Annotated in this window: 15 protein-coding genes; 6 read left to right on the forward strand and 9 right to left on the reverse strand. The window is 44.4% G+C overall.

The genetic code is table 11. The features are described 5' to 3' along the window. A partial coding sequence (locus F6K64_RS00005) for a hypothetical protein (protein ID WP_287256115.1) occupies positions 1-223 on the forward strand: 223 nt, incomplete at its 5' end. Between the two features lie 214 nt (positions 224-437). On the opposite strand, the gene F6K64_RS00010 is transcribed toward F6K64_RS00005, so the two are convergent. The 8 genes from F6K64_RS00010 to F6K64_RS00045 form a co-directional block, all read right to left on the reverse strand. Continuing rightward, on the reverse strand, positions 438-1,922 hold the full coding sequence (locus F6K64_RS00010) for an aldehyde dehydrogenase family protein (RefSeq protein WP_008181335.1): 1,485 nt from the start codon (positions 1,920-1,922) through the stop codon (positions 438-440). A gap of 335 nt (positions 1,923-2,257) precedes the next feature. Next, positions 2,258-2,971, reverse strand: a complete 714-nt coding sequence (locus tag F6K64_RS00015) for a class II aldolase/adducin family protein (RefSeq protein ID WP_044492485.1) — start codon at positions 2,969-2,971, stop codon at positions 2,258-2,260. A gap of 304 nt (positions 2,972-3,275) precedes the next feature. Next, complete coding sequence (locus F6K64_RS00020; protein WP_131826966.1) at positions 3,276-3,497, reverse strand: hypothetical protein; 222 nt, start codon at positions 3,495-3,497, stop codon at positions 3,276-3,278. Between the two features lie 406 nt (positions 3,498-3,903). Further along, positions 3,904-4,362 carry a BON domain-containing protein gene (locus tag F6K64_RS00025; protein WP_008181329.1) on the reverse strand — a complete coding sequence of 153 codons (459 nt, stop codon included), beginning with the start codon at positions 4,360-4,362 and terminating at the stop codon, positions 3,904-3,906. A gap of 187 nt (positions 4,363-4,549) precedes the next feature. Then, entirely contained in the window at positions 4,550-5,269 is a 720-nt protein-coding gene (locus tag F6K64_RS00030; protein ID WP_008181327.1) for a fasciclin domain-containing protein, read from the reverse strand. 290 nt (positions 5,270-5,559) lie between these two features. Further along, the gene (locus F6K64_RS00035) at positions 5,560-5,892 is read right to left on the reverse strand and encodes a hypothetical protein (RefSeq protein ID WP_131826965.1); all 333 of its coding nucleotides are present in this window, start codon (positions 5,890-5,892) and stop codon (positions 5,560-5,562) included. A gap of 167 nt (positions 5,893-6,059) precedes the next feature. Next, positions 6,060-7,331: a sensor histidine kinase gene (locus F6K64_RS00040; protein ID WP_008181323.1), complete on the reverse strand. Its 1,272-nt coding sequence runs from the start codon at positions 7,329-7,331 to the stop codon at positions 6,060-6,062. 588 nt (positions 7,332-7,919) lie between these two features. Continuing rightward, the gene (locus F6K64_RS00045; protein ID WP_008181320.1) at positions 7,920-8,597 is read right to left on the reverse strand and encodes a response regulator transcription factor; all 678 of its coding nucleotides are present in this window, start codon (positions 8,595-8,597) and stop codon (positions 7,920-7,922) included. A 453-nt stretch (positions 8,598-9,050) separates the two neighbouring features. Here F6K64_RS00045 and F6K64_RS00050 point away from each other — a divergent pair, with 453 nt between their 5' ends. The 3 genes from F6K64_RS00050 to F6K64_RS00060 all read left to right on the forward strand — a co-directional run bounded on the left by F6K64_RS00050 (position 9,051) and on the right by F6K64_RS00060 (position 14,703). Beyond that, a complete protein-coding gene (locus F6K64_RS00050; protein WP_008181318.1) occupies positions 9,051-13,163 on the forward strand; it encodes a cobaltochelatase subunit CobN in 4,113 nt (1,370 codons plus the stop codon). 153 nt (positions 13,164-13,316) lie between these two features. Then, complete coding sequence (locus tag F6K64_RS00055) at positions 13,317-13,505, forward strand: hypothetical protein (RefSeq protein ID WP_287264631.1); 189 nt, start codon at positions 13,317-13,319, stop codon at positions 13,503-13,505. 721 nt (positions 13,506-14,226) lie between these two features. Then, positions 14,227-14,703, forward strand: coding sequence for a CYTH domain-containing protein (locus F6K64_RS00060; protein WP_008181315.1), 477 nt, complete (start codon positions 14,227-14,229; stop codon positions 14,701-14,703). Between the two features lie 61 nt (positions 14,704-14,764). Here F6K64_RS00060 and F6K64_RS00065 read toward each other — a convergent pair whose 3' ends face one another. Continuing rightward, a complete protein-coding gene (locus F6K64_RS00065) occupies positions 14,765-15,109 on the reverse strand; it encodes a DUF4351 domain-containing protein (RefSeq protein ID WP_008181312.1) in 345 nt (114 codons plus the stop codon). Positions 15,110-16,277: 1,168 nt separating this feature from the next. On the opposite strand from F6K64_RS00065, the gene F6K64_RS00070 reads away from it, so the two are divergent. Both F6K64_RS00070 and ndhL read left to right on the forward strand, forming a co-directional pair. Beyond that, positions 16,278-16,439 (forward strand): hypothetical protein, encoded by a 162-nt coding sequence (locus tag F6K64_RS00070; protein WP_229414427.1) that lies wholly within the window; start codon positions 16,278-16,280, stop codon positions 16,437-16,439. Continuing rightward, entirely contained in the window at positions 16,384-16,551 is a 168-nt protein-coding gene (gene ndhL, locus F6K64_RS00075; RefSeq protein ID WP_229419083.1) for an NAD(P)H-quinone oxidoreductase subunit L, read from the forward strand. Before F6K64_RS00070 ends, ndhL begins: the two co-directional genes overlap by 56 nt. Positions 16,552-16,559: the final 8 nt, after the last annotated feature.

Genomic DNA, 16,559 nt, shown 5'->3' on the forward strand with positions numbered 1-16,559 from the left:
CTATCAGCTATCAGCTATCAGCTATCAGCTATCAGCTATCAGCTATCAGCTATCAGCTATCAGCTATCAGCTATCAGCTATCAGCTATCAGCTATCAGCTATCAGCTATCAGCTATCAGCTATCAGCGTCAAAGCCTGTGCCACGCTACTTGAGGTGCTTTTGAATAAAACAGGTAACCATTCGAATAATGCTGAGTTACGTCTGCTGACGGCTGACGGCTGACGGCTGACGGCACCTCAAGTAGCGCATATGCTTACCTGAACTTGAACTTGAAGCTTGAGCAAAGCATAAAGTAATGGGTAATAGGAAATTGGCTTACAATTCCCCATTACCCATTAGCTTGTCCTAAATTAACAACTAACTATCCTGTAGCCGTTTACTAACCTTCTTTTTGCCTTGTTGATAATAAAACCCAGGCTTTGAGATGGCTAAAATGCTACAATTTAACTGTGACTGTCTTGACCTCGGTGTATTGCTGCAAGCCATACTCCCCAAGTTCACGACCAATCCCAGACTGCTTGAAACCACCGAAGGGAGCAGCGGCATCAAACACATCGTAGCAATTCACCCAGACAGTACCAGCACGGACATTGTTTGCGATCGCATGAGCTTTAGTAATATCCTTCGTCCACACGGCTGCTGCTAAGCCATACATAGTATCATTTGCCCGCTTAATCACTTCATCGATATCCTTGAACTTAATAATGCTCATCACTGGTCCAAAGATTTCTTCTTGGGCAATCTTCATCTGATCTTGGACATCAACAAACACTGTCGGTTCGATGAAGTAACCGCGATCGCCAACTCGACCACCACCACACAACATCTGAGCTCCTTCCTGCTGACCAGACTCAATATAGCCCATCACCTTATTGAACTGTTCGAGATCTACCTGGGGACCCTGTTCTGTGTTAGCATCAAACGGGTCACCAACTGTGCGATTTTGCGCCCGTTTCACGCACTTGTCTACAAACTCGTCATAGCACTTCTCTTCCACAAACAGTCGCGAACCAGCACAACAGCACTGTCCTTGGTTAAAGAACAGGGCAAAGTGAGCGCCCTCAATGCTTTTATCCATGTCAGCGTCAGCAAAGACAATGTTAGGACTCTTACCACCAAGTTCTAGAGTGACCCGCTTGAGGTTACTCTTAGCTGCAGCTTCCATAATTAGATGCCCTACCTCAGTCGAGCCGGTAAAGGCAACTTTATCGATACCCATATGATGTGAAATCGCAGCCCCAGCAGTTGGTCCATAGCCTGAGAGAAGATTCACCACACCAGGAGGGAAACCTGCTTCGAGAATCAGTTCACCGATCCGCAAGGCTGATAAAGGAGTCTGTTCCGCCGTTTTCATCACCACGGTGTTACCAGCTGCCAGTGCTGGGCCTAACTTCCAAGCTTGCATCAACAGTGGAAAGTTCCAAGGAATAATCTGACCAACCACTCCTACAGGTTCATGGCGCGTGTAGCAAAAGTAAGGTCCGTTGATGGGAATTGTTTTGCCTTGAATCTTATCTGCCCAGCCAGCATAGTACCGATAGCAAGCAATGACTAGAGACACATCTGCATTAAAGGAATCACGATAGGGCTTTCCATTGTCTAGGGTTTCCAGCCGTGCTATTTCTTCCTTGTTTGCTTCGATTAAGTCAGCTAGCTTGTAGAGTAACTCCCCCCGCTGGGTGGCAGACATTTTCGGCCAGTCTCCACTGGTAAAGGCTGTCCTAGCCGCCACTACTGCTTTATCAACGTCTGGGGCATCAGCCTCAGCCACATCACAGATCACCTCTCCTGTTGCAGGGTTAATCGTCTCGAATCGTTTCCCAGAGGCGCTGTCTACCCATTCGTTATTAATCAGCAGCTGAGTTGGTCCGATTTTGACCGTTGGCTGTGGTGTTGTCTTTGGTGTAGGGGCAGTGACCATAATCGTCTCCTGTTGTTAAGTTGATTTTTTATGACATCCTCAATTCTAATGGTGGATTGTAAACTGAAAATTTAACTAAAAATATATATTTTATTAATATTTTATTTGAGATTTTTAACTAAATTTAAATTTTTGCTTAATTTTGTTAACACTTTAGCCAGAGTATCCCTAATTATCCCTATGGTCATATCTATAGGGGTTCTGATATTAATCAGGTTGTACACACGTATTTTTTACCTGTTCCCTGTTCCCTATTGTCTATTCCCTAAAATCCCAAGCTTGTGTACCTAAACTATTTGAATATTTGATAAATGCTATAAAATATTACTATCCAATCACCCATTACCAATATTTGGTTGAACTCCATAGGTTTTAAACTTTTCTATAACTATCTGCATTTCTTCCTCACTCAATAATTGAGGTTCTCCATAAATCTTGTTAACGCTGAGGATTTTGAGATAAATTTGAGCCAAGGTTTCTAGCTCTTGGGCGACTTTCAGAGCGTGCCTTAGATCTTTGCCACAGGCAATCATACCATGATTTTTTAACAAACAGGCAAGGGAATTTCCCAATGCTTTTAGGGCGTTGTTGCTAAGTTCTTGAGTGCCAAAGGTAGCATAATCAGCTACCTTTATACTGCTCCCACCTGTCCTAGCAACCATATAATGAAAGCTGGGTATAGGTATACCCATACAAGCCAATGCTGTAGCATGGATGCTATGAGTATGGACAATAGCATTCACATCGGGTCGATTCAACAGTATGTCATAGTGAAATCGCCATTCACTGCTGGGTAAATAACGATTATTCTCAGCAAAAACCGGTTCTTTGTCTTTGCCGAAGTAGATTTTGCAGATTTTATCAGGAGTTAGGTCTTCGTAGTCTAGTCCACTGGGGGTGATTGCTATTGCCTCACCGATACTGTCTCTAACCCTGACACTCACATTACCACTGGTACCTTGATTGATACCAAGACTGTTCATGCGAAGACAGGTATCAATGATCTGCTGGGCGGTTATGGTTTCAACAGGGATTGACTTGATGATCATACTAAGTTGCACCTGATCCGGGAATTTGGGGACTTTATCAGCAATCTTATCCCCCTTTAGCACCACACAAACATAGCAATCCTAATTCCTAGGTGAACAATACTCCCCTAGTTGATTCCCTAGTTCGTTAGTTTGAGTTGCGAACTGTCACTGTTGACGAATCATACAGAATTACTATAGACACCGATGCACCGATAATCCAAACCTATCTTAATGTTTATAAATCCGTATTGTTCCCCTTGCTGCAATCAGAATCAATTGCTATTCATAGCCATGGCAATTAATTTATTGACAATAGGGGATACTATTCTTCAGGTGCGACCCGAACGCGCCCCGCGTCGGCTTTGCCGAAAGGTGCGACCCTAGGGCGATTTACTCGCCCTAGGAGGCGCGTACAAAGAGCGAATTTAATTCTTATAGCACTACGCGCTACTGTTAGGACATTGTCTTGATGCAAAGCGCGAGTGGGGGAAACCCCCAAGACCGTAATGGTGCGTTTTCCGCATCTAATTATTAAATTCGCCACGGGTCGCACCTCTGCATCGCTCCTAAACTCCGAAACGTAAGTAATCGCTTACTTTTGACTTCTGACTTCTAACTTCTGACTTGCGCGTAGCGCTATAATTTGACTTCTGACTTCTAACTTCTGACTTGCGCGTAGCGCTATAATGGGTCAAGCGCACCTAACCATCTTCCCTCTCCTGCCCCTCTTTCTCCTCCTCCCCATCTTCCCCATCTTCCAGCTCTTCCGCTGTTTCACAACTCAAATCGGATTGCTACAGCATGAATTAAAGCCGAGGGACACTCAACAACAAAAGTCACCTATCACTATGGCAAAAGCAATAGGCGACTAACTCCTCTCTATGGATTAGATAATTACATCAATTAGGTAACATTGGCAACAACGGATTGGTACTTGACCAGATCAGCGATCAGCTGTTTGGCTCTTTGACAGTAGCTTGAACATCAACACTCTGAACACCTTCAACCTGGATTGCCAAAGGTGCAATCTGACTCAAGTCATCATCAGACGATACTTTTCCTGAGATAGTCACAATTCCCTCTGCGGCTTCAACTTCCAACTTGCTATTGGGGAGATTGGTTTCTAAATTATTAAGTACTAAACTGGCTAGTTGGTCATCTTCATCAAGGTTTTCTAAGTTACCCAAGGCTTGATTTGGCTCTTGAGTAGTTACAATATTCGACTCGATTTCCTCTTGGGTTCCTTTGACCATGGCATCGCCTTGGTTTCCCTCAGACCGTAAGGTTACTAGTTGTTCATCGTTTTGATCTATAGAGTAGGAGGCTTCATCACTTGTCTTAGCCTCATCGCAAGCAGCAGCACCAAACAGAATCACTCCACCTAGTAAAATTGGCATCAACTTATTCATCTTTGATTTCTCCTTGTTTTCTCCTTGTATTTACTCCAATCCAGTCCGGTTAATCACTTCATATTTAGGTAAATCGCGATATATTAAGTGTTAAGTATTAAGTCAAACTTTACACTATCAAATTATCGAATAAACCTAACTAATAAGTAGTCAAACGGACGGGATATAATTCCCACAAACACCAAACTTATTCAGCAGGTGCGCTTGACCTTGGCGAATTTAATTCGCCATCTGAATTTGGCATGACTCCTGTTGGTGCTGGTTCCGATTGAGCATGAGATCTTGAGGGCAAAATTACATGGTTAACAACATGAATAATGCCGTTACTGGCTTCAATATCTGCTTGAGTTACCTGAGCATTGTTGACAGTAACATTACCGTCTTCACCCACGTGTACTGCCACCGATTTTCCAGCCATAGTGATAATTTCTCCCGACTGGATTTGACTGCTAGGAACTGCACCACTTACAACATGATACTCTAGCAGCTTTACCAGTACCTCTTTGTTTTCTGGTTGTAGTAGACTGTCTAAGGTATTTGCTGGCAGTGCAGCAAAAGCGTCATCGGTGGGAGCAAAAACAGTGTAGGGTCCTTCACCAGCCAAGGTTTCCGTTAAGCCTGCTGCCTCAATTGCTTTAACAAGGGTTTGGAATTGATCATTGCTCGCAGCTTGCTCTACAAGGTTACTGGCTGTAGATTCAGCCTCAGTGGTAGCTGGCATTTCTACCTTTTCACCCTCTTGAAGGGGTTTGCTCAAGGAATCGGGGGCGCTTTCTACCATAGACTCAGTTGCACCATTGACAGCATCTTTAACTGAGTTTTCGGTTTTTTCTTGCGCTATTGCCGGGAAACTGATCAGAGCACTTAATCCCAGAATACCTGTTAGCAACTTAATGCGAGTTTTCATTTAGATCATCTCTCCTGAATGCTAGGTATGGTTAACGCTTTCCAACTAATTTATCGAGCTATAGTGACCGAGGTATAGATAAGCATTCAGCATTCAGCATTCAGCTATCAGCTTATGTGCTACATCACAGCGTCGAAGCCTGTGCCACCCACGCTACTTGAGGTGCTTTTGAATAAAACAAGTAAGCATTGGTTTAATTTCTGTTACGTCAGCTGACGGCTGTTTGCGTAGCGTGAGCTCAAAGCTCACGGCTGACGGCTGAATACTTAACATTCTCACTGATTGGAAAGCTAATTTAGATCAAGTCTAGAAGCCTGATGATTAATTAACCAAATTTTCCGACCATTCCCCATTCCCCATTCCCAAAAGGGGGAGTTTATCTGTTGCAGGTATTTAGAGAATTGGTATTGGTATTTGGTATTGGTATAAGAAGGATGATTTCCTCCTAGGCACAATCTGCCTATAGACGTTTTGGCAAGTTCTCCGAAAATTTTGAGGGTGCCAGAGTCTAAATTACCCTGAATTTCATCTTGTGCCTGTTGGGGGGTTAGACCTGCTAGAATCAAGCCTGTAAATACCCACCCTAACCCGGAACTATTGTTATTGTTTAGTATTTGCTGCATTTGATTCACCACAGTACCTCCCAACTAAATTGATGATTTCCTGGGCTTCATATTTTGAGATTATTACCCAAAAGTAAAAAATTCGGTAAGGATAGAAATTAGGGAGTAGGGATTAGGGAAATGGTATAATGATCAGACAATAAAATCCCAACCTAGAAGCTATTTTCCTAAACCAGCGGTAAACGTATCTCAAAGCAGCTACCAACCCCAACCTCAGACGTAAGGGTGATTTTTCCCCCATGATTGTGAGTGATTGCTTGAGCGATCGCAAGTCCCAAGCCCGTACCCCTCTCTCGGCGAGAACGAGCTTTATCCGCACGCCAGAAGCGATCAAACACAAAAGGCTGATGTTCAGGGGCAATACCAATGCCAGTGTCCTCAATCATGACCAGGGCACAGCGATTCTGTTTGGCAACAGTAAGAACCACTTTTCCTTTAGGGGGTGTGTATTGCAGGGCATTCTCTAGCAAGTTGGAAAATAAACGGGTCAGTTGCCCTTCATCCCCAATGACAGACACTGTTGTCAGGCAGTGATATTCCAAGGTAATCTGCTTATCTTGAGCAAATGATTCTAACAATTCCACCACATTCTGCAAAACTGTGTTGAGGGAAATTGGGACTGACTTTCGGGTCGGAATTGACAAAGCAGCATCAGTGCGAGCTAAAAATAGTAAGTCTTCTGCTAAGTTGCTCATCTGATCCGTCGCGCTAGCAATAGCCACTAACTTCTTAGCATCCTTGGGATGAATTCGCTCAGGATGATTTCGCATCACATCCACAGAGGCTTTAATTGCTGTCAGAGGACTGCGCAATTCATGGGAGGCATCAGCAGTAAACTGTTTAAGCTGCTTAAAACTTTGCTCAATCGGCTCAAGAGCTTTCTGGGTCAGCCAAAGTCCACCGATACCAACAAACCCTAGAGCGATCATTCCTCCCATTCCTAATCCCCAAAATAGTTGGCTTTGGACAATTTCTACATCCTCTGTGGATTGACTGGCTCGAATATAGCCCTCTAGGGATGGTTGGCTTGGTTTCGAGGTGTCCTTAAAAACAGAAATTGTAAACGTCCTAATTGGCTCTGATGTCTCGGGGAGTTGTAGAGTCCACGAACCCAGTTTTGGCGGGAAACTCAACACAATCGCACCTCGGCTTGCCAATAGTTTACCCTTATCATCAAACCATTCTAGGCTTTGTTGATCTCGGTTAAATATATCTCGCCAGGGGACTTCATCAACTTGTTCAATGTATTGACTCCCTTTCTCTTCTACTTCAGTAAATGAGGGGGCGGCGGATTGGGCTAAAGTCCGTAGTTTTTTGTCAAGTTGCTGGTACAGACTCTGTGTTAAAAAAACATACACACCCGCACCAAATACACTCAAAATTGCGGCCATTACCATCAGGTAATACAACAAAAGACGCCAGCGCAGACCTTTAAACATATGGTAATTAGTAATTAGTAATTAGTAATATAAAACGAATTTTAAGTGCGTTTTATCAAGGAAAAAAGCAAAAGGCAAAAGGCAAAAGGCAAGGGTGCATCTTAAACTTGTAAATCTATAACTAAAGGAAGTGTGGGGCGGGGGCGCGGGAAGTGTGGGGCGGTTGGGGAGAGGGGGAGATAGGAACCCACCCCTAACCCCTCCCAGGAGGGGAATATAGGGAGATGGGGGAGATTTTTATTAAGGGTAATGTCATAACATGATATTATACTTCTATTGTCCTGAGTGTTTTTGCATGCATTGAGATGCACCCAAAGGCAAAAGGGGAGTGTTATCTATCTTTTTTATTTGATTTTACGCTATATACAGTTTAAATGCACAACAGCTTAATCGGTAATTAGTAATTGGTAATTGGTAATTGGTAACTGACCCAACTATACTTGATATCATTCCTTAGTTCAGGAATACCGTCAACCTGCCAACCTGCCAACTTTAAACCTGCCAACCTGCCAACTTTAAACCTGCCAACCTGCCAACTTTAAACCTGCCAACCTGCCAACCTTAAACAGTAACAACTGAATAGTTAGATTAGGGTTTTTCTTTCAGACGATAACCCAAACCATAGACTGTCTCAATTAAATCAGAAGGAGCTCCTGCTGCCTCCAGTTTCTGTCGTAAACCTCGGATATGAGCTTTAACGGTTGCTTCTTCTGGTAGTCGTTCAAAGGACCAGAGGTTTTCCAGGATTTGAGCACGGCTAAACACACGGCGAGGATGGCGCAGGAAAAATTCCAGCAGAGCATACTCTTTTGGACTTAGGGACAAGAGGCGGTCTTCATAGAACACTTCACAGGTACTGGGGTCAAGGCGGAGAGAATCCCATTCCAGTACAGGTGGTAAGGTAGTATTTCCCCGGCGCAGTAAGGCCCGAATCCTAGCGGACAACTCCCCTAAATCAAAGGGTTTGACTAGATAATCATCTGCACCAGCATCCAGTCCGACAATTTTATCACTGATGGTATCCCGAGCCGTCAGCATTAGAATGGGAGTAAGGTCGCCTTGGGAGCGCAACTTTCGGCAAAGGGTAATACCATCCATCTTTGGTAGCATTACATCTAACAAAATTAAATCATAGCTGAAGCTCTCTACTAGTTCCTTACCTATTTGACCATCATGGGCAACATCCACGACATAATGCTGGTCGGTGAGGTCTTCAGCAAGGGCGTCGGTAATCCGCTGATCATCTTCTACTAGTAAAATCCTCATCTTCAGCACCTCTGAATGATTACCTGAGTTTTATCTTTGATTATGACCAATTTTTTTCACAACTGTATAAAAATCGGGGAGTTTTCCATGATACTGGCAAGATAATTGATATTCAGTCAGGTTAATCAGTTACCAAATCGTCCCGGTCTTTTTGGGAATGGGTTATGGGGAATCGGAAACTACAGCATTGTTAGTTTAAATGTAGAAATAAAACTAATAAAAATAGGAAACTTCGGCTCAGCTTGGCAGCGCTTTTTGATACTGTTGTCGTCAATTATTTTTCCCTTGTCCAAAATGCCCTTGTCCCAAGTTGCTGACAACTGCGCCGAAGTCTAACTAGCAATTATTCTCAATCATGGCATGACTTACCCAAGGGCACTGGGAGGGTTAGCCGATCAGTACGATTATGATCAAATATGATCGAAGTGTAAAGAATTATTTCGAGCGGGTTCCATGAAACGCATTGTACTGATAGCAGGATTTGAATCCTTCAACGCTGACTTGTACCGCAAAGCTGCTGAGTTGGCAACCATACGCTGTCCGGAACTGGATATTAGAGTATTTAGCGATCGCGAAATCACTGGCAACCCTGATACTGTAGACGCTGCCCTCAAAGATGCCCAAGTCTTCTTCGGTAGTCTACTATTCGATTATGACCAAGTGTTATGGTTACGCGATCGCATTCAACACATCCCGATCCGCTTGGTATTCGAGTCAGCTCTAGAACTGATCAGCCTGACTCAAATTGGTCAGTTCAAAATTGGGGATAAACCCAAGGGGATGCCCAAGCCAGTAAAATTTATCCTCGACAAATTCAGCAACGGTCGGGAAGAAGACCGCTTAGCCGGTTATATCAGCTTTTTGAAAATTGGTCCGAAGCTGCTGAAATATATTCCTGCTAGAAAAGTCCAAGACTTGCGCAATTGGCTAATTATCTACGGTTACTGGAATGCTGGTGGCTCAGACAATGTGGCATCTATGTTCTGGACCTTGGCAGAGAAATACTTAGAGCTGAAAGTGGGAGAAATTCCGCCGCCAGTGGAAACTCCAAACATGGGGCTACTCCATCCGGACTACGACGGGTATTTTGAATCCCCACGACAATACCTAGAATGGTACAAAAGCTTCAAAGTTAAACAATTAAACGTTATTGGGCAAAGCCCTACCAGCCCGCTAGCTTCTCAACACAACCTTGGCCAAAAGGCCACGCTACGCTCTCAACCCACTAACCTTCAACCCACCAACCTTCAACCCACTAACCTTCAACCCACCAACCTTCAACCCACCAACCTTCAACCCACCAACCTTCAACCCACCAACCTTCAACCCACCAACCTTCAACCCACTAACCTTCAACCTGCCAACCCTAGAGAAAACCCTGTTGTTGGTATTCTGCTTTATCGCAAACATGTAGTTACAAAACAACCTTATATTCCCCAGTTAATTCGCTACTTTGAGGAAGCTGGATTAACTCCTTTACCCATCTTTATCAATGGTGTAGAAGGTCATGTAGCCGTGCGGGATTGGATGACATCTGCTTATGAAACCCAACAGCGGCAACTGGATAACGTAGAAACTCCTTCCCTGTCTAAAGACGCTGTAGAAGTTGATGCCATTGTTTCTACCATCGGTTTCCCGTTGGTAGGGGGTCCAGCTGGTTCTATGGAGGCAGGAAGACAGGTGGCTGTAGCTAAACGTATTCTCACTGCTAAGAATGTCCCTTATTGTATTGCTGCACCCCTACTGATTCAAGATATTTACTCTTGGACAAGACAAGGGATTGGGGGATTGCAAAGTGTCGTCTTATATGCATTGCCGGAATTGGATGGAGCAATTGATACTGTACCCCTAGGTGGTTTAGTCGGAGAAAATATTTATCTGATTCCCGAACGAGTTAAGCGACTGACTGGACGGGTGAAGCGTTGGATTCAACTCAGACAAACCCCACCAGACCAAAGACGAATTGCGATTATTCTCTATGGTTTCCCTCCTGGGTATGGAGCAACAGGAACAGCAGCCTTATTGAATGTACCGCGATCGCTTCTTAAATTCCTCCACGCTCTCAAGGAACAAGGTTACACTGTTGGGGAATTACCAGAAGATGGGGAAGAACTAATCCGCTGGGTGAAAGCAGCAGACGAAGGCTTGAATGGTAAAAGTTCTAACCAGCAACCAGCAACCACCAACCACCAACCATCAACCACCAACCACCAACCATCAACCAGCAACCACCAACCATCAACCATCAACCAGCAACCTTCAACCTTCAACCTTCAACCTTCAACTAGTAACCTACCCTTCTCGAACGCCAAAGGCGAACAACCACCAACCACAGTTAACGTTAAAACCCTAGAAGAATGGCTAGGCTACTTGCTAACTACCCGTATTGAAAAACAATGGCAATCCTTGACTGGTACAGGAATCAAAACCAATGGGGATGAGTTCGAGATTGGTGGGATTGAGTTAGGCAATGTCTGGATTGGGGTACAACCACCCTTGGGTATTTCTGGAGACCCGATGCGGTTGATGTTTGAGCGAGACATGACCCCACATCCCCAGTACAGTGCCTTTTATAAGTGGTTACAGAATGATTTTGATGCCCATGCGGTGGTGCATTTTGGCATGCATGGCACCGTGGAATGGTTGCCTGGTTCGCCCTTGGGGAATACCGGGTATTCTTGGTCGGATATTTTGCTAGGAAATATTCCGAATCTGTATATCTATGCCGCCAATAATCCTTCAGAGTCAATGTTGGCCAAGCGTCGCGGTTATGGGGTGTTGATTTCCCATAATGTACCCCCTTATGGTCGGGCTGGTTTGTATAAGGAGTTGGTCGTGCTACGGGATTTAATCTCGGAGTATCGGGAGGATCCTGAAAAGAATTATGCCTTGAAAGAAGCAATTTGTAAAAAGATTGTCGATAGTGGCTTGGATACGGATTGTCCCTTTGAGGATGCTAAGGGCTTGGGAATTGCTTTCAGTCCAGAGAATGCCCAGATGTTTAGTGCTGATTCATTTAATCGCTATCTTGTCAAGTTGTACAACTACCTGCTAGTGGTCGAACAACGATTGTTTTCCTCTGGGCTGCACACTCTAGGTCAAGTGCCTGATTCGGAACAGTTAGAGTCTTACCTGCGGGCTTATTTTGGGGAAGATGTCTCGGAAGGAATAGTTAAGGCCATTGTCGATGGAGAATTTGAATCCCAAACACCAGAAGCACGTGAACAGGTCGAGGATCAGAAGGTTGAGGAGGCGTTACGGATTGGTGAGTTGTTGATGCAGACTGGAGAGGAGTTGACGAATTTGTTGCGGGGGTTGAATGGGGAGTATATTCCTCCAGCTCCTGGCGGGGATTTGTTGCGGGATGGTCCTGGGGTTTTGCCAACAGGACGGAATATTCACGCTTTGGATCCTTATCGGATGCCCTCTCCGGCAGCTTATGAACGAGGAAGGGAGGTGGCCAGGAAAATTATTACCCAGCACCTTGAGGAACATCAGGAGTATCCGGAAACTGTTGCGGTAATGCTATGGGGATTGGATGCGATCAAGACTCGTGGGGAATCCTTGGGGATTTTATTGGAGTTAGTAGGTGCAGTACCTGTTAAAGAGGGAACGGGACGGATTGTACGGTATGATTTGATGCCCTTGGCTGAGGTAGGTCATCCTAGAATTGATGTGTTGGCAAATCTCTCAGGGATTTTTCGGGATAGTTTTGTCAATATTGTTGAGCTGCTGGATGATTTGTTCCGTAGGGCGACTGAGGCAGATGAACCGGAAGAAGAGAATTTTATCCGCAAGCATGGGTTAGCTTTGCGATCGCAAGGGGTAGACAATGTTTCTGCTCGGTTGTTTTCTAATCCAGCCGGGGATTATGGTTCTCTGGTCAATGACCAAGTAGTCGATGGTAATTGGGAATCGGGGGATGAATTAGCCAATACATGGCAAAGCCGCAATGTATTTAGTTATGGAAGGCAAGATAAAGGTCAAGCCCGTCCTGAAGTCATGGAGCAGCTGCTAAAAAGTACCAGTCGTATAGTCCAGGAAATTGATTCAGTGGAATATGGGCTGACGGATATTCAAGAATACTATGCCAATACTGGAGGCTTGAAGCGAGCAGCCGAGAAGCAAGGGGGTAAAACCGTTAATGCCAGTTTTGTGGAAAGTTTCTCAAAGGATACTACACCCCGGAAGCTAGAGGATTTGTTGCGGTTGGAGTATCGGACAAAGTTACTCAATCCCAAGTGGGCTGAAGCGATGGCCCATCAGGGGTCTGGGGGAGCTTATGAGATTTCCCAACGGATGACAGCATTAATTGGTTGGGGGGGTACTGCTGATTTTCAAGATAACTGGGTGTATGACCAAGCAGCAGATACTTATGCCTTGGATGAAGAAATGGCCAAGAGGTTGCGACAGGCAAATCCTGAGGCATTTCGCAATATTGTTGGCCGGATGTTAGAGGCAAATGGGCGAGGATTCTGGGAACCGGATCAGGAAACCTTACAGAAGTTACGGGAGTTGTATGACCTCGCCGATGAGGAGATTGAAGGCGTGACGGCTGTAGGATAAGAGGGTGTGGGGTGAGCGAGTGTGGTAATCGGGTGAAAATCTGGCGTTGCTTATTCTGGGTATGGTTTTGCCCCCCTAACCCCCCAATTCTGGGGGGAATAAGACCTTCAAAGTCCCTTCCGGTGCGCGCCTCCTAGGGCGAGTAAATCGCCCTTGGGTCGCACCGCAAAGTTGGGGGATTTAGGGGGCTTTAACTTTCACCAGATGAACGCGAATTCATTCCTTAATTCAGCAACGCCGAAAATCTTGCTCGTAGTCATCCCGATTGCTAAACCTGAAAATCTTTCACTGACTGGTTCACCCTACACTCGTTTACCCTACATTAGTTTAGCCAATCGATAAGAGTGTGAGTATAGTTCTTTTATCCAGGGTAAGCGCAAGAATCAATAAGCTGTAGCTTATTGAGAAAAAAAGGGGCTCATTCTCAACTATTAAACTCTATTGAGAATCAAGTTCTACGAGATTATAGGGGTTTCGAGCCACGATCAACCGATATCCAGCCAATGCACATTATGGGCAATTTTTTCTTGCGCTTACCCTGTTCTTTTATCCTAACTATACTCGTTCACCAGATGTTATGGCCTTTGCCTGAATAGCCTTGTTCGCTAGACTCTTTGGTTTGCTTTTCTAACTCTTCAGCTAATTTGGCAAATTTTTTCATTTCATCAATTAATGCTGCTGCTCCACTATTTTGGGTTTTTGATTCTTGGTAAATCGACGTTTATCCTAATAATTTTATGTACATTAGTTATTTACCTGAGTCGCACGGATGAGTTTATATATGAGTAACTCTATAAAATTTGCTCTATTATTTTTATATTTCGTCGGACAATAAATGAATCCGGATTAAGTCTGGTGGTTGACTATGAAGGTATTGCTAACTAAATAGGCAAGATTGTCAAGTTTTTGATTACTATAGCAATAAGCATAATGGTTCGGACTTGCTCGGATTTTAAAATTGACAATCAACAATAGTTAATGAACAATGGTCAATTTTAAAGTAACCAATGACTAATAATACCTATACACACTATACACACTATACACACTATACTTTTTACCTATGGCAACGGAAATCGAACGCAAATTTCTAGTAAAAGGCGAAGAGTGGCGGAAACTAGGCACTGGTAGTGTTTATCGCCAAGGTTACATTCGTACAACCAACCGCACTACTGTCCGGGTGCGCCTGGTGGGAGATCAAGGATATCTTACTATCAAAAGTCCAAAGGTGGGTTTTTCTAGAAAAGAGTATGAGTATCCTATCCCAGGCTCGGATGCTCAAGAAATGCTCGATACTTTGTGCCAGGGTCCCCTAATTGAGAAAACTCGTTATAAAATTGAACACGCTGGCTTGATTTGGGAAGTGGATGAGTTTGCTGGGGATAATCAAGGATTAATTTTGGCAGAAGTTGAACTAACTGATGAAAATCAGCATATTGAACTACCAGAATGGATTGGAATTGAAGTATCTGATGATCCGAGATACTTCAACTCCAATTTAGTTCAGCATCCCTATAGTCAATGGTTACACAGAATCTAGGCTATAGGGTGTGGGGTGTGGGGTATGGAACAGAATTTGGATTTATATATCAGGAGTTGTTTTAATCAGCGGCTTCCGGTAGTGCTGGCAGATGCTCTACTAATTGCTCAAGAGATTCTACATCAATGGCCACATCCATTAACTGTTCTAACTTTTCGACACTCAACCCCTTAACACGAGCTTGAATCTCAGGGGATAGGTCTCCAAAGCGCCTGTGAAGCAATCGTAGTAGCAGTCGCTCAGCTCCTTCCTGACGACCTTCTTGACGACCTTCTAAAATACCTTCCTGACGACCTTGCTTAATTCCCAACCTTTCGATACTCGTGACATACTTCATGTTGACCTCCTGTTCGTACTGGTTAAGTTCTTCACTAAAGGCTTGTTCTAGTCCTTCAGGTAAGTGCATTACCAAAATTATTGGGTTTAAAGCCTCGTGGTTCTAGGACGGCTTTTCTTTTAGACTTCGTATTGAAAGTTTGCACGCTAGTGTGCTATTGTAAAAGTATAAGCAATAAACTTTTGTACCAGCTAGATACTATCTAAACATAAGTAGGCAACGTAAAAAATATGTAGAGCTTACATATTGCGTAATTGGGTCTAACGACTTAAATGTCTATGAAAAATTTAGATAAAAAAGTATCTAGTTAAATAGATAAAGAAAGCGATGCAGCGCGGTATTGGGGGTCTCCACCATGAGCGACTGCATCAAGACAAGGTACGGTGGGGCACACCGAAACCTAGGTCATAGACCAAATACGCTTGTGGAGAGGAGACCTCTATTTATCCTGGCTCCGGCCTGGTTAAACAAGTCACCCCGTGGAAGCAAGAATCCCCGTCCTTCCAGGGCGGGGAGTGTCAACCAGTCGATGAAGTGATATAAGTTTAGGATGTCTTGTCCGCTGCTGGGTTAATCATTAATTTTCTCTAGTTCGGCTGATTAATCTAATTAATCACCAAACCCTGTTTCCCTGCTCTGAAAATATCTCTTTCGTAGGTAAAAATGGGGGCGGTGGGACTTGAACCCACACGACCGTTTAAGGTCAACGGATTTTCATTCTCCCGTAGCTTTCGCTACTGCCATAGCTGGCTCTTGAGAATTGGACTCTCCCTTTACCCTCGGCTTAACGTTAGGGTAGCTCCCGTCGAGTCTCTGCACCTTCCGAGAGGTTTTCCCGGCTTGGCTCAGGATTGCCTTATCTGTTACCAGACTTAGGTTTCCCTGAATTTGAGAGCATTCACATGACAGATTTCTCTATCAGTGCTCAATTTCCTTAAGTCCGTAGCGTCTACCATTCCGCCACGCCCCCTGGTTGAGTTAGATAGCTGTGGGTTTGTCTTTACCCATCAACCTCTGTGATTTCACTGTTTTCTATTTAAACATGAACTGGGTCTACTATGCAAGTATACTGTTGTTGAAATTTTCAAGAGGGGGCAAACTCTGGCTTTGGGGCAACACAGGGCAGCATGTTCGACCTAAGGTAGTATAGTAGGGTTGAGCGATTGACCTTGGCCTTTGGGCCACGCTAAGCGAATGGTCACGCTACGCGATGCTCCGTAGGAGCTGCTAAAAGCGATTGACCGTAGGTCACGCTACGCGATCGCATTTTTGTCTTCTGTGTCCTAAACCAAAATTCTATGATTACTGCGATACTGTACCTGTCTTTGGCAGGAGCCTACTTATTGGTATTCCCTCTCGCCATCTATCTTTACCTACAGAAACGGTGGTACGTTGTTAGCTCCTTCGAGCGAGGCTTCATGTACTTCCTGGTCTTCTTATTCTTTCCAGGTTTATTACTCTTCAGTCCAATCTTAAACCTCCGCCCCAAGCGGCGTCAGCCACAAGGGTAAGTTAGTTA

The organism is Moorena sp. SIO3A2 (assembly GCF_010672265.1).
Lineage (GTDB): Bacteria > Cyanobacteriota > Cyanobacteriia > Cyanobacteriales > Coleofasciculaceae > Moorena > Moorena producens.

What these genes read in the sequence shown, in the direction of transcription:
- F6K64_RS00035 (WP_131826965.1), bottom strand. Translation starts at nt 5,892, where the DNA reads ATGCAGCAAATACTAAACAATAACAATAGTTCCGGGTTAGGGTGGGTA.
- F6K64_RS00045 (WP_008181320.1), bottom strand. Translation starts at nt 8,597, where the DNA reads ATGAGGATTTTACTAGTAGAAGATGATCAGCGGATTACCGACGCCCTT.
- F6K64_RS00060 (WP_008181315.1), top strand. Translation starts at nt 14,227, where the DNA reads ATGGCAACGGAAATCGAACGCAAATTTCTAGTAAAAGGCGAAGAGTGG.
- F6K64_RS00025 (WP_008181329.1), bottom strand. Translation starts at nt 4,362, where the DNA reads ATGAATAAGTTGATGCCAATTTTACTAGGTGGAGTGATTCTGTTTGGT.
- F6K64_RS00065 (WP_008181312.1), bottom strand. Translation starts at nt 15,109, where the DNA reads ATGCACTTACCTGAAGGACTAGAACAAGCCTTTAGTGAAGAACTTAAC.
- F6K64_RS00015 (WP_044492485.1), bottom strand. Translation starts at nt 2,971, where the DNA reads ATGATCATCAAGTCAATCCCTGTTGAAACCATAACCGCCCAGCAGATC.
- F6K64_RS00040 (WP_008181323.1), bottom strand. Translation starts at nt 7,331, where the DNA reads ATGTTTAAAGGTCTGCGCTGGCGTCTTTTGTTGTATTACCTGATGGTA.
- F6K64_RS00050 (WP_008181318.1), top strand. Translation starts at nt 9,051, where the DNA reads ATGAAACGCATTGTACTGATAGCAGGATTTGAATCCTTCAACGCTGAC.
- F6K64_RS00010 (WP_008181335.1), bottom strand. Translation starts at nt 1,922, where the DNA reads ATGGTCACTGCCCCTACACCAAAGACAACACCACAGCCAACGGTCAAA.
- F6K64_RS00030 (WP_008181327.1), bottom strand. Translation starts at nt 5,269, where the DNA reads ATGAAAACTCGCATTAAGTTGCTAACAGGTATTCTGGGATTAAGTGCT.